This window comes from Bradyrhizobium sp., from assembly GCF_052389815.1.
GTDB lineage: Bacteria > Pseudomonadota > Alphaproteobacteria > Rhizobiales > Xanthobacteraceae > Bradyrhizobium.
The window spans coordinates 1-12,577 of sequence record NZ_JBQTHN010000078.1 but is presented as its reverse complement, the minus strand read 5'-3'; the positions used below and the strand labels follow the sequence as shown (position 1 = coordinate 12,577).

12 protein-coding genes, 2 pseudogenes and 2 riboswitches are annotated in these 12,577 nt (G+C 61.5%); of the genes and pseudogenes, 6 read left to right on the top strand and 8 right to left on the bottom strand.

Going from position 1 to position 12,577, the window contains the following annotated elements; translation table 11 throughout:
* Nucleotides 1–315 precede the first annotated feature (315 nt).
* Both ACT4OC_RS13840 and ACT4OC_RS13835 read left to right on the top strand, forming a co-directional pair.
* Nucleotides 316–552 (top strand): heavy-metal-associated domain-containing protein, encoded by a 237-nt coding sequence (locus ACT4OC_RS13840; protein ID WP_444839556.1) that lies wholly within the window; start codon nucleotides 316–318, stop codon nucleotides 550–552.
* A gap of 50 nt (nucleotides 553–602) precedes the next feature.
* Nucleotides 603–842, top strand: a pseudogene (locus ACT4OC_RS13835) (heavy-metal-associated domain-containing protein); the annotation flags it as partial.
* Here the strand turns inward: ACT4OC_RS13835 and ACT4OC_RS13830 are convergent.
* From ACT4OC_RS13830 to metE, 4 genes and pseudogenes are all read right to left on the bottom strand, one after another.
* A pseudogene (locus ACT4OC_RS13830) lies at nucleotides 839–992 on the bottom strand (IS5/IS1182 family transposase); the annotation flags it as partial. The pseudogenes ACT4OC_RS13835 and ACT4OC_RS13830 sit on opposite strands and share 4 nt — an antisense overlap.
* A gap of 211 nt (nucleotides 993–1,203) precedes the next feature.
* Nucleotides 1,204–2,241, bottom strand: a complete 1,038-nt coding sequence (locus ACT4OC_RS13825; RefSeq protein ID WP_444839571.1) for a Rieske 2Fe-2S domain-containing protein — start codon at nucleotides 2,239–2,241, stop codon at nucleotides 1,204–1,206.
* A 5-nt stretch (nucleotides 2,242–2,246) separates the two neighbouring features.
* Nucleotides 2,247–2,450: a hypothetical protein gene (locus ACT4OC_RS13820; protein ID WP_444839555.1), complete on the bottom strand. Its 204-nt coding sequence runs from the start codon at nucleotides 2,448–2,450 to the stop codon at nucleotides 2,247–2,249.
* Between the two features lie 18 nt (nucleotides 2,451–2,468).
* Complete coding sequence (gene metE, locus ACT4OC_RS13815) at nucleotides 2,469–4,802, bottom strand: 5-methyltetrahydropteroyltriglutamate--homocysteine S-methyltransferase (protein ID WP_444839554.1); 2,334 nt, start codon at nucleotides 4,800–4,802, stop codon at nucleotides 2,469–2,471.
* A 103-nt stretch (nucleotides 4,803–4,905) separates the two neighbouring features.
* Nucleotides 4,906–5,108: riboswitch (cobalamin riboswitch) on the bottom strand.
* An 83-nt stretch (nucleotides 5,109–5,191) separates the two neighbouring features.
* On the opposite strand from metE, the gene ACT4OC_RS13810 reads away from it, so the two are divergent.
* Complete coding sequence (locus ACT4OC_RS13810; protein ID WP_444839553.1) at nucleotides 5,192–5,755, top strand: GNAT family N-acetyltransferase; 564 nt, start codon at nucleotides 5,192–5,194, stop codon at nucleotides 5,753–5,755.
* Nucleotides 5,756–5,765: 10 nt separating this feature from the next.
* Here the strand turns inward: ACT4OC_RS13810 and prpB are convergent, their stop codons facing one another.
* The 4 genes from prpB to ACT4OC_RS13790 are packed head-to-tail and all read right to left on the bottom strand — an operon-like array spanning nucleotide 5,766 to nucleotide 9,886.
* Nucleotides 5,766–6,686 (bottom strand): methylisocitrate lyase, encoded by a 921-nt coding sequence (gene prpB / locus ACT4OC_RS13805; protein ID WP_444839552.1) that lies wholly within the window; start codon nucleotides 6,684–6,686, stop codon nucleotides 5,766–5,768.
* An 11-nt stretch (nucleotides 6,687–6,697) separates the two neighbouring features.
* On the bottom strand, nucleotides 6,698–7,879 hold the full coding sequence (gene prpC / locus ACT4OC_RS13800; protein ID WP_444839551.1) for a bifunctional 2-methylcitrate synthase/citrate synthase: 1,182 nt from the start codon (nucleotides 7,877–7,879) through the stop codon (nucleotides 6,698–6,700).
* Nucleotides 7,880–7,889: 10 nt separating this feature from the next.
* Nucleotides 7,890–9,458, bottom strand: a complete 1,569-nt coding sequence (locus tag ACT4OC_RS13795; RefSeq protein ID WP_444839550.1) for an MmgE/PrpD family protein — start codon at nucleotides 9,456–9,458, stop codon at nucleotides 7,890–7,892.
* A 5-nt stretch (nucleotides 9,459–9,463) separates the two neighbouring features.
* Nucleotides 9,464–9,886, bottom strand: a complete 423-nt coding sequence (locus ACT4OC_RS13790; protein WP_444839549.1) for an acyl-CoA thioesterase — start codon at nucleotides 9,884–9,886, stop codon at nucleotides 9,464–9,466.
* A gap of 142 nt (nucleotides 9,887–10,028) precedes the next feature.
* On the opposite strand from ACT4OC_RS13790, the gene ACT4OC_RS13785 reads away from it, so the two are divergent.
* The 3 genes from ACT4OC_RS13785 to ACT4OC_RS13775 all read left to right on the top strand — a co-directional run.
* Nucleotides 10,029–11,450, top strand: a complete 1,422-nt coding sequence (locus ACT4OC_RS13785) for a short-chain fatty acyl-CoA regulator family protein (RefSeq protein ID WP_444839548.1) — start codon at nucleotides 10,029–10,031, stop codon at nucleotides 11,448–11,450.
* 7 nt (nucleotides 11,451–11,457) lie between these two features.
* The gene (locus tag ACT4OC_RS13780; protein ID WP_444839547.1) at nucleotides 11,458–11,988 is read left to right on the top strand and encodes a hypothetical protein; all 531 of its coding nucleotides are present in this window, start codon (nucleotides 11,458–11,460) and stop codon (nucleotides 11,986–11,988) included.
* A 29-nt stretch (nucleotides 11,989–12,017) separates the two neighbouring features.
* Nucleotides 12,018–12,235, top strand: a riboswitch (cobalamin riboswitch).
* 118 nt (nucleotides 12,236–12,353) lie between these two features.
* Nucleotides 12,354–12,577, top strand: a 224-nt coding sequence (locus tag ACT4OC_RS13775) for an ATP cone domain-containing protein (protein WP_444839570.1), incomplete at its 3' end; no start/stop codon positions are given.

The window sequence follows — 12,577 nt, the reverse complement described above, 5'->3', positions numbered from 1 at the left end:
TTCCGCATGCCCGTGATCCTCCGCTGGTGCTACTGGCGTTAACTTCCCGACACGGACTTTCCAAGAACCTGATCGCCCCTGCGCCGCCAGGGCGGCTGAAGAGCCTTCAACTGCAGTAGCGGCGGGGAATCAGGGCGCGCGCCTCACCAACGTGGCGCGCCCTCGGCCAGCTGCAGTTCGCCGCGCCCGAACGAGAAATCCACGCGGCTTCGCCGCAGAATCGCTTGACCCGGGAGGTACCTCCAAGGATTAGCCTCGGTTCAGCTCGATCGTGAAGACAACTTGGCCTCGGCCATCTGGAAACCGGAGCAACGAATGAAAACTACCATTTTCAAAATCGAAGGTATGACCTGCGACGCGTGCGCCAGTACCATCAAGAGCCTGGTTGAAAAGGAACCCGGGGTGCGGATGGCATCCGTATCTTTCGGCGATCGGCAAGCGCGCGTGCTCTACGATCCTCACTCGGTAGAGGAAAACCGCATCGCCGATACGATCCAAAAGCCGGGCTTTCGGGTCGTGGGGCGCGACTCAGTAGGCGAAGCTGACCACTGACATCTTTTCGAATTTGCAGTGTGAGAGTGAGCACACACACGGAGAATTCAATGTCTCCTTCAACGGTAACTGCTTCCGCGTTCGATCTTTGGAGCGAAGAGCCATCGGCAAGACCAGACCGCAGGAAAATTCGTGCGCGGATCGGCGGATTGCACTGCTCGCTTTGCACCGGAACCATCGAGAAAGCCCTCGGCCGGCTGCCGGGCGTCGACAAGGTGGCGGTGAGCCTGACGCATGAGCAGGCGCTGGTCGAATACGACCCGGCGGTGGCGCGCCCGGAGCAATTGATGTGGCGCTTCTTGCCCTTGATCTTCTTTCCCGCATCGTAACCATGCGGGTCAATCCACGCCCCCTTTTTCCGCGCTCTTGACGCTTTGACTGTCGATGATGGCGGCGCTCGGGCTGGGTTCTCGGTTGGCCAACTCACGACATTGTACGTAAGCCCGACGCCGTTCTCGTTCTCAATCCCAGAGGTCGTTTGCACCCTGTCCTCGATGATGAGAAAGGCGTCTCGCACCGCGGTGTCGTAAAGTCCGGCGGCGAACTGGCTGTAAACCGACGTCCGCAGTAACGGATGAAGCATGTCGCGTTCCAGAACGGCTCCGGCCATGATGTCGTCCGGGTCGCCACGTCTCCCCGTCATCCGAACCATCATCGAGCTCCGCAATTAAGCAGAAGCTCTCGCAACTCGCGTATCGCGGGGAAGACTTCCTGATTCCAATCTCCACCCTGCGCGTTGTAAGCGGCCTGCTCCATCTCGACTATCTCGCGATCTTCATCGAAGACGCGATTCGTGAACCAAGCCAAAAACGGCCACGCAACCTCAAGCGCACCGGGGATCTTTGGCGGGCGAACTGAAAGCAAGATGAACGTCCTATTGCTCCGTTGCGACGCGTCAACGGGCGTGTAACCCAGCCAGACATGCAAGGCGGGCGCGCCGCCGGAAGTCCAGAACCGGAGCGTTTGATAGGGATATTCAGTACGGATGGTCATGAGGTCACGGGCGGTCGGTGACTCGCCGCGCAGATTTCCAACGATGAGCGTCTCGCCGAGCGGCGGCTTGTTGTCCGGGCGCCTGAAACTGTAGTCGAGCTCCATCCAGTCGTCGCCGGCACGTTTGCCGAGATAGCGTGGGATGACCTTGCCGTCGGTTCGCCGGTGCAGGAACTGATGGTTCATGTCCATCAGATTCTCGTGCATGAATGTGTAGTGACAATTCACGATCTGCCCGAAGCGCCGGGTCTTGTAGCTCGGGTCGGCGGCGGCGCCGAGGGTCGACGGCGGAGCCGAAGGCGGCGCGTGGCCCGGCCACACGAGGCTGAGGCCGTCGCACTCGCAGCAGGGATAGGAACGCACCCCATTCGGGAGCTTCTCCTTGCCGAGATAGGGAACGTCGACGCAGCGTCCGGAGGCGTCGTAGCTCCAGCCATGGTAGCAGCAATGCAGCCGGCAATCCTTCACCACGCCCCTGGACAGTGGCACCTGACGATGGGCGCAACGGTCCTCGAGCGCAAAAATTTCACCTTGCTCGGTTCGCACGACAGCGATGGGCGCGCCGGCAAATGATGAGGCGACGACGCGCCCGTTGTTGACGTCGCGCGACCACGCAACCGGGTACCAATGATCCGGATGCGCGCCGACCTTTCGCAGGTCGATTGGCTTGCCTTGCGGGTTTGCGGGCTTCACCACCTGATTCAAGAACGCTGGCCTCCAGCCGTGCCGAGGTGAATCGCCAGAATCTCTTCCGGCGTTTCAATCACCTCGATCGTCTGCGCGTTGCTGCCGACGAATTCCAGGATCGTCTTGCCGCCTTCACGTCTCATGCCGCCGACGAGCGAGATGTTGACGTGATAGGGGTCTCCGCTTCCGAGGCGCGTGCATTTGATCCAGAATTGCATCGGCATTCCCCGTGGCGATCAGGACGCAGTCCGCAGCTCGCGCGCGGCCGCGACCATGTTGACGAGCGCGGGGCGCACTTCCTCCCATTTGCGCGTCTTCAGGCCACAATCCGGATTAATCCAGAGCTGGGAATCCGTGAGCCGCTGCCGCGCGAGCTTGAGCAACTCTGTCATCTCACCAACCTCGGGTATTCGCGGCGAATGGATGTCATAGACACCGGGGCCGATCTCGTTCGGATAGTGATAGCTCTTGAAGGCGTCCAGCAATTCCATCTTGGATCGCGACGTCTCGATAGAAATGACGTCGGCATCCATCGCGCCGATGGCGTCGATGATCTGGTTGAACTCCGAATAGCACATGTGGGTATGGATCTGAGTCTCGTCCCGCACACCCGAAGAGCAGATGCGGAAGCTCTCGACGGCCCAGTCGAGATAGGCGTTCCATTCCGATAGGCGCAGGGGAAGTCCCTCCCGCAACGCGGCCTCGTCGATCTGGATCATGCCGGCGCCGGCGGCTTCGAGATCAGCCACTTCGTCGCGGATGGCTAGCGCGATTTGCCGGCAGGCCTGGCTGCGCGGAATGTCGTCGCGCACGAACGACCAGTTCAGGATGGTGACCGGGCCGGTCAGCATCGCCTTCATGGGCTTCTTGGTGAGCGAAGCGGCATATTGCCACCACGCGACCGTCATGGGTTTCGGCCGCGAAACGTCACCGAACAGGATCGGTGGGCGGACATAGCGCGAGCCGTAGGACTGCACCCAGGCATTGTCCGTAAAGACGAAGCCCGAAAGCTGCTCGCCGAAATACTGCACCATGTCGTTGCGCTCGAACTCGCCGTGCACGAGGACATCGAGGCCGATGGTTTCCTGCCAGCGCACCGCGCGCTCGGTCTCCTCCTGGAGGAATTTGTTGTATTCTGCATCGCTCAGGGAGCCCTTGCCGTGAGCAGCTCGGGCCTTGCGGATTTCGGGCGTCTGCGGGAACGAGCCGATGGTCGTCGTCGGGAACGAAGGCAGGTTGAACCGCTTGTGCTGCGTATTAGCCCGCTCCTTGAATGCGCTTGTTCGGCGGCGCATGGCATCGTCGATCGCGGCCATCCGCTTGGCGACCTTGGGATCGTGAATGCGCGATGACGTTTTCCGGGCTGCAGCCGCAGCGTCGGATGCCTTTAGCGTCGGCGCGATGGACTGTCGGCCCCCGGCAAGGGAGGCGCCCAGCGCCGCCAGTTCCTCAATCTTCTGCACCGAGAACGCCAGCCAGCTCTTGATCTCGGGATCGAGCTTGGTTTCGAGATCGAGATCAATCGGCGCATGCAGCATGGAGCAGGACGGTGCGATCTGCACCCGTTCCTTGCCGAGCTTGGCCACGACCGGCTCGATCCGGTCGAGAATCTTCTTCAGGTCGGCGCGCCAGATGTTGCGACCGTCGATCACGCCGAGCGAGACGACGCGCTCACCGGGCAGGTTTGTGACGTCGTCGAGCTGCTTGGGTGCACGCACGAGATCCAGGTGAAGCCCCGCGACGGGCAGCGCGAAGGCGGTGTCGCGATTGGCGCCAAGCGCACCGAAATAGCTGGCCACCATGATCTTGATCTGCGGCACATCTTTTGCGAACGCTGCGTAGGCCTGTTGCAATCCCTTCTGTGCAGCCGCGTCGAGATCGAGCACGAGACATGGCTCGTCGATCTGCACCCACTCGGCGCCGCGCTTGGCGAGCTCGCGCAGAACCTCGGTGTAAACCGGCACGAGCCGGTCCAGAAGTGAAATCGGATCGAAGCCAGCATCCTTACTCTTGGCGAGCTTGAGGTAGGTGACGGGGCCGACGAGCACGGGACGGGTTTGATAACCGAGTGCCCTGGCCTCTTCATACTCCTCGATCGGCTTGCGCGACGCGAGGGTGAATTTCTGATCGCGCTTCAGTTCCGGCACCATGTAGTGATAGTTGGTGTCGAACCATTTCGTCATTTCCTGCGCGGGCACGCCGTGGCCGTGATCATGCGCATGTCCGCAGGAGTCGTCGTGCGCGTCGCCTTGCGCGCCGCGCGCCATGGCGAAGTAGGTCGCAAGCGGCACAGGGCCGCCTTTCCAGCTGTAGATCGCAGGAATCGCACCGACCATGACCGAAGTGTCGAGCACCTGATCGTAGAACGAAAAATCGTTCGACGGGATCACGGTGACGCCGAGCTTCTTCTGTCGCGCCCAATTGGCGGCGCGCAGCCCAACGCCGGCTTCGATGAGCGCCTTTTCCGAGGACTTTCCTGACCAGAAACTTTCCAGCGCAAATTTGAGCTCGCGGCGTGGACCGATCCGCGGCGTGCCGAGTATGGCGACAGAAAGTGAAATAGAAGACATAGCTTCAACCCCATGATTGGGGGCAAAGGCCATGGTGGACGCATGCAGGGGAAGTCGCGTGAGCGACGGCTGCCTGACGCACCACCGGGACACCCCGCCCGTGGACGAATATGTTGTCGGGGCAGGTCTCCTGGCTCGCGGGTCGTCGCTGCTGTCCGGCCTTCCCGAAGCCGAGTGGCTTCAGTGACTTCAAGTTGGACAGCGGCTCGCCGCTTACAGTTGCGGGGGCAGCGCCGGCATCACACCGGCTTCCCTCTTAGCTCCGGATCAAACGGGACCCGGAGAACCTCGACACGCCCGATTATCTGCAAGAGGAGGGTTGCGTCAAGCTCTCGCGCGTATCTCAATTTCGCGGCCAAGTCCCTGTCCCGACTGCCGTCGGCCTGCGAGTGCCGGAATATGTTAGAGTTAATCAAATAGCCCCGAATATTGCAGTCCTTCGTGGCCCCAGCGTGACTTTGCGATCAGCGAGGGCAGAAGACATAGATGCCTTTCTCGCACTCGAAAGTGATCCTCAGATCCACGAAATGTTCGGTGGCAGCCGGGATACTTTCGGTCCGATGACAAGAGAAGTGGCTGGCTCGATTGTTAGCCGGCTCATCGAGCATCCGTTCGCATGGGTGATTGAACACGCTCGGCTGATTGGCGAAGTGCGCTTGGATCGCGTTGATCTGAATGATCGACGCGCGTCGTTGGCGATCGGTATTCTCGATCCTCACTGTCTCGGGAAGGGCTTTGGCACGGAGGCTATCCGGCTCGTGCTAAGCTTCGCGTTTGAGCAATTGAAGCTGCATCGTATCGCGGTTCGCGTGCTGGCCTATAATCATCGAGCCATTCGCGCCTACGAAAAATGCGGCTTCGTCATCGAGGGCCGCGAGCGCGCAGCAGCGTACGTAAACGGCGAGTGGCATGATGACGTCATGATGGGGCTACTTGATCGTGAATTTCGGTAGCGGCTGACCGCTATCTCTGCGGCATTCCTCCGGGAATGATGGTCTGGACAATGGAGGCATCGAGCGCTTCGTAGTCGTGCAGCCCGATTGTAGCGTAAAGCTCGGCGCGCGTCTGCATCCGGTCGACCACTTTGTGGGTGCCGCCATCACGGGCGATCGCCGCGTACAATTCGGCTTGGGCCTTGTTGGCGACTCGCAGCGCCGACACCGGCCAGATCACCATGGAATATCCCATCGACTCGAATTCGTCGGCCGTAAAGAACGGCGTCTTGCCGAACTCGGTCATGTTCGCAAGCAGCGGCACGCCCGGCATGCGCTTGGCAAAAGCGCGGAACATTTCTTCGGTGTTGAGCGCCTCAGGAAAGATCGCGTCGGCTCCGGCTTCCATGTAGAGCTTTGCGCGCGCCACCGCGCCATCCAGCCCCTCACTGGCCGCAGCGTCGGTGCGGGCAACAATCACGAGGTCGCGCCGCGCCTTCGCGGCAGCCGCGACCTTCGCGGCCATGTCGTGCGCGTCCACCAGCTTCGTGTCGTTGAGATGCCCACATTTCTTCGGCAGGAACTGATCTTCCAGATGCAGCGCGCCGGCGCCGGCTTCTTCGAACATGCGTACTGCATGCATGACGTTGAGTGCCTCGCCATAGCCGGTGTCGGCATCGACGAGCAGCGGCAGGCTCGATGCACGCACGACCTGGCGGATAAAGAAGCAGACTTCGTCCACCGTAATGATGCCGAGATCGGGCAGGCCCATCGAAGCCGTCATCGCGGCGCCGGACAAGTATAATCCTTCAAATCCGGCAGCCTTGGCCTGCAGCGCCGCGATGCCGTTGTGGGCGCCCGGAAGCTTGAGGATACCCGGCCGTTTCAACAGAGCACGAAAGCGCCGTCCGGCGGATTCGGATGGCAGGTCGGACGCAACGAAATAAGGCATTTGGTTTCCCTTCAGGCGGCGCGCGCCGATGAAGGGGAGTTGCCTCGCCGATCGAGCGGCACGAACGCCAGGTTTTCCGGCCCGACGTAATTGGCGGAGGGCCGGATGATCTTGTTATCGGTTCGCTGCTCGATGATGTGAGCCGCCCATCCGGATGTGCGCGAAATGACGAACAGTGGCGTGAACATCGCCGTCGGCACGCCCATCATATGGTAGGACACGGCGCTGAACCAATCGAGATTGGCGAACATCTTCTTCGTCTCGCCCATCACGGCCTCGATCCGGTCGGCAATCTCGAACATCTTCATGGAGCCGGCTTCGCGCGACAGCCGCCGTGCGACTTCTTTGATCACCTTGTTGCGGGGATCGGCGATCGTGTAGACGGGATGTCCGAAGCCGATGACGACTTCCTTGGCCGAGACACGACGGCGGATGTCTGCCTCTGCCTCGTCGACGCCGTTGTATCGCTTCTGCACCTCGAACGCGACCTCGTTGGCGCCACCATGCTTGGGGCCACGCAGCGCGCCGATGCCGCCGGTAATGGCCGAATAGATGTCCGCGCCCGTTCCCGCGATCGAACGGCATGTGAAGGTCGATGCGTTGAACTCGTGCTCGGCGTAGAGATTTAGCGAGGTATGCATGGCGCGGACATGTGAGTCGGACGGCTTGCGCCCGTGCAGCACGTGCAGGAAATGTCCGCCGATCGTGTCATCGTCGGTCTCGACGTCAATACGGCGACCGTTCTGGGCGAAATGGTGCCAGTACAGCAGCATCGAACCGAGCGATGCCATCAACCGGTCGGCGATGTCGCGGGCGCCCGGATGGTTGTGGTCGTGTGCTTCGGGCAGGACGCAGCCCCGCATCGAAACGCCGCTGCGCATGACATCCATCGGATGCGCGGCCGCTGGCAGCGCTTCCAGAGTTGCTTTTACTGCAGCCGGCAGCCCGCGCAGGCTCTTCAGCTTGGCTTTGTAAGCCGAAAGCTCGGCCGGCGTCGGCAGGCTGCCGTGAACGAGGAGGTGAGCGATCTCCTCGAACTCGCAGGTTTCCGCGACGTCGAGGATGTCATAGCCACGGTAATGCAGGTCGTTGCCGGTGCGGCCGACCGTGCAGAGCGCGGTATTGCCGGCGACGATGCCGGACAAGGCCACGGACTTTTTGCCGCCAGCGCGACTGATAGGCTGTTCCGCCATTTATCCCTCCCTATTCACTGACGACCGCGAGACCGCGCGCCGCGCCGGTCGGGTCAGCATGCCAATCGAAAATGCCTGTTGCTTTTGTGCCGCCCAGAAAAGACGGGTCGACCGTAAAGGTCAGCCCACCGAGATCGTCGGGCTTGAGCTTTGGCAGCCGCTCGACGAGATCGAGGAAGCGCTGTTGCTCCGGCGGCGCCACGATCCCCTCCGCCAGGCCACGGAATTTCGCGATATACTGCTCCCGGCCAAAGGGGCGCGCGCCGAGCGGATGGGCGTCGGCCACCGCAAGCTCGTCTTCGATGACCGATCCATCCTCCAGCGTGACGACCACTCTGCCGCCGAAAGCCTTCTCCTGCGGATCGCGGCTGTGATAGCGCCGCGTCCAGTCGGGATCCTCGACTGTCGAAATCCTGTGCCAGAGCGCAACGGTTTCCGGGCGAGCGGCGCGCTCGGGCGCAAAGGAGCGCTCGTGATGCCAGCCGCCGTCCTCCAGCGCCACGGCGAAGATGTACATGATGGAGTGGTCAAGCGTCTCCCGGCTCGCCTTTGGGTCCATCTTCTGCGGATCGTTGGCGCCAGTGCCGATCACATAGTGCGTGTGATGGCTGGTGTGGATCACGATACTCCTGACCTTGGAGAGATCGCCGGCTTTTTCACGAATCTTCGGCCCCATTCGTCGCGCCAGGTCGATGAGGGCCTGGCTTTGATATTCCGCCGAGTGCTCCTTGGTGTATGTACCGAGAATGCCCCGCTTGGGCTCGCCCTTCTCCGGCAGGGACACCTGATATTCCGCCTGTGGCCCGCCAAGCAGCCAGGCGATAAAGCCGTCCTCGCCCTCCCAGGCCGGTGACGGCGCGCCTTCGCCTCGCATGGCGCGATCGATCGCCTCCACCGCCATCTTGCCCGCAAAGGCCGGGGCATAGGCCTTCCAGCTCGAAATCTCGCCTTTGCGCGACTGCCGCGTCGTGGTCGTCACGTGTAACGCCTGCTGTATCGCCTGATAGATCGTCTCGATCGGAAGGCCGAGCGCGGTACCGATACCGGCGACCGCGGACGGGCCGAGATGAGCAATGTGATCGATCTTGTGCTCATGCAGACAAATACCGGTCACGAGATCGACCTGAATCTCGTAACCCGTAGCGATTCCGCGTATCAGGGCCGTTCCATCGAGACCGCAGTGCTGTGCGACGGCGAGGATCGGCGGGATGTTGTCGCCGGGATGCGAGTAGTCGGCGGCGAGATAGGTATCGTGAAAATCGAGCTCACGCACGGCAACGCCATTCGCCCACGCAGCCCATTCCGGGGACAGGCGCCGATGCAGCGATAGCCCGAAGACCGTAGCGCCTTGTTTGTACGGATGCGCATTTGCCTGCGCACGCGCGTTGGCAACCGGACGCCGTGCGAGCGACGCCGCCGCGACCGCGGCATTGTCAATGATGCGGTTGCCGATCATCTCGGTCACCGACGGGCTGACGACAACCGGATCCGCCGCCACCTCGGCGATCCTCCAGGCAAGCTGATCCGCGCGCGCGAGATTTTCGGACGATTTATGCGTTCGGACGTGGTGCGATTTCACGGTCTCTATTCCTTCTCAACTTCATCTGGCGGAAGCGAAGCGACAGGCGTTGGCCTGCCATGCTCGTCCACCGCAACCATCTCAAACGAGCCACGCATCGCGACACGGCGGTTGCCCGATACGAGCGCTTCCGCGACCACCTCGACGACAACCGTCATGGACGAGCGGCCGACCCGCTCGACGCGCGCGGTTAGCTCGACGAGCTCGCCAACTCGCACCGGTTCATGGAACTGAACCTTGTCGGACGTTGCCATGACGACCGCGCGGCGGGCGCGTCGTGTGGCTGCGACGAATGCCGCCTTGCCCATCAAGCTCAACGCGGCACCGCCGAACAGCGTGCCGTAATGGTTGGCCTGTTCGGGGAAAACCAGCTCGACGAACCGGGTCGGTTCGATCGCGCTGATGGCCGGCTGGAGCGTGGCCTGCATTCGCTCGCCCTTGCAACTTCGTTTAACATTCGCAATATCTGCAATAGCCGCTGTTATGAAAAGTGCTGAAATAGCGGAAGTTTGCGAAGTGCGGGACGCGCCTTTGCAAAGTTTGCGAAGTATCCATACGGAGGGACCCCCGGTGAAGAAACCCTTTATGGGAGTTCGCCTGAAGCGCCTGCGGGAAGAGCGCCGGCTCACGCAGCAGGCGCTGGCGTCGGCCATCGGGATTTCGTTGAGCTATCTCAATCAGCTCGAGAACAACCAGCGCCCACTGACCCTACCTGTTTTGCTCAAGCTCAACGCCGCGTTCGGCGTCGACGTCCAAATCTTTTCGGATGACGAAGAGGCCCGCCTGGTCGCCGATCTCAGGGAGACGCTCTCCGACCCCCAGCTTGGAGAGACGATATCCACGGCCGAGCTTCGCGAGCTTGCGGTCAACATGCCCGCGGTGGGGCGGGCGCTCGTGAGCCTCAACCGGAGATACCGACAAGCGATCGAGCAGAGTGCCGCTCTTGCCGCTCGCCTAGGCGAAGATCGCCAGGCGGAGACGGCCATCCTGCCTTCGACCGCTTACGAAGAAGTGCGCGACTTCTTCTATGCACGGCATAACTACATTGCGGAACTGGATGACGGCGCCGAAAGACTGGCGCAAGAGTTAGCCCCGTCTGGCGTGCTCACGGTTGCCAAACTCAGCGAATATTTGCGTGGCCACCACGGTGTTACCGTTGTTGTGGACGATGCCTCAACTGGTCCGCATCGCCGGTTCGATCTGCAAAATATGACGCTTCAACTCTCGCACAGGCTGGAAGCGGGCCAGCAGGCTTTTCAATTGGCTACCCAGATCGCTATGCTGACGCTCGACAAGGAACTGTCGGCGCTGGTCGACAGCGCTGACTTCGCCAACAAGGATACATGCGGCCTCGCCCGCATCGGTCTGGCCAATTACTTTGCTGGCGCACTGATCATGCCCTACAGCAGGTTTCTCGACGCCGCCAAGACGCTTCGCTACGACATCGATCTGCTGGGCCAGGAATTCGGTGTCGGCTTCGAGACAGTCTGCCACCGATTGAGCACCTTGCAGAGGCCTTCGGCTCGTGGCGTCCCGTTCTTCTTCATCCGCGTCGATCGCGCCGGCAACATTTCAAAACGGCAGTCGGCGACGGACTTTCATTTCTCCAGGATCGGAGGGACCTGTCCTCTGTGGAATGTGTACGAAGCGTTCGCCAGCCCAGGCCGCATCCTAACCCAGATTGCCCGGATGCCCGACGAACGTACCTATCTATGGATCGCGCACACCGTGTCACACAGAAGCGGAGGTTACGAATCGTTAAGCAAGACGTTTGCCGTCGCCCTGGGATGCGACATCAGGCATGCGGATGAGCTCGTCTATTCGCGCGGGCTGAACGTTCACGATCCCGCGTCCGCCACTCCCATAGGCATGGGCTGCAAGGTATGCGAGCGTACCGATTGTCCGCAGCGCGCTTTTCCTCCGCTTGGGCGCCCACTTATGATTGACGACAAGCAATCTTTCTTCGCTCCCTATGCCGCTTCTGCCAGATGAGGCACGCGTGCATTCAGGGAGATTGGCATATCGATACCTGGACATCTCCGACGTCGGCTCGACGCGGACGGTTACATTTGATCCGTCAACGAAACTGACGTCAGGCAGCAGCCAGAAAGGCATCCAAGCCATTCGGCTCGTCAAATCGATTTTTCGGCAAGACCTCAAATGCGTCGTGACGCTCCGCCCGAACGGCATCGCGGTCGCATGCCTCGCGGCTACGGAGGCCGAAATTCTGCGATCGTGTGCCGTGATCGAGCAACGCCTCTCGAGGCTTCAGCAAGAGCCTCTCACCGCCAAGATGGTCGAGGAAATTCTTTCCATCACCTCGGCCGAGCTGCGGCGCTGGTCGAAGGATGGGCGGATGCCGACGGCCGGCCGCGCCTTTTTCGGTCAAGGCGACAAGCAGGTCGGCCTGTTCGTGTATCCTCCAGATGCGATTCGTGAGTTGGCGTCACGGCCGGACCAACTCGCCGACTGGCGCCGCCGCGACCAGGGAACTCCCGCATTCCACAGTCAATCGCCGCCGGCCCATTAATCCTCCATTGACAGTTTGCCACGAATATCACCACATATGGGTGTCACGGTTCCACTACTTCGCAAGATATAGTGGCTAAGAGGGAAGCCGGTGAACCGCGTCTCGGCGCGGAATTCCGGCGCTGCCCCCGCAACTGTCAGCAGCGAGCTGCTTCCAGACATCGTCACTGGCGCCCTCGGGTGCCGGGAAGACGGGAAGCGAGCAACGACCTGCGAGCCAGGAGACCTGCCGCGACAACCTGAACGTCCACGGGCGGGGTGTCCCGGCGGTCGCTTGCACGCATGTCCGGCATCCTCCTTGCCGGCGTTGTGCAGCGTCCTCCTTTGCCCCGTCGAACTGAAATTCGCGCATCACGGGGCCATTTGATGCCTTTAAGCCAGCACCACGCGGAAACCGCCTCCGCTCCCATCATCCAGTTGCGTCCGGAATCGCTCGCATCCGTCCCAAGCGAGCCCGCCATGCAGATCATCCGGCGCAATGGCAAGGTGACCCCATTCGATTCGGCCAAGATCGCCGTCGCAATGACCAAGGCCTTCCTCGCGGTGGAAGGCAACACGGCGGTTGCCTCACGGCGCGTGCATGAGACCGT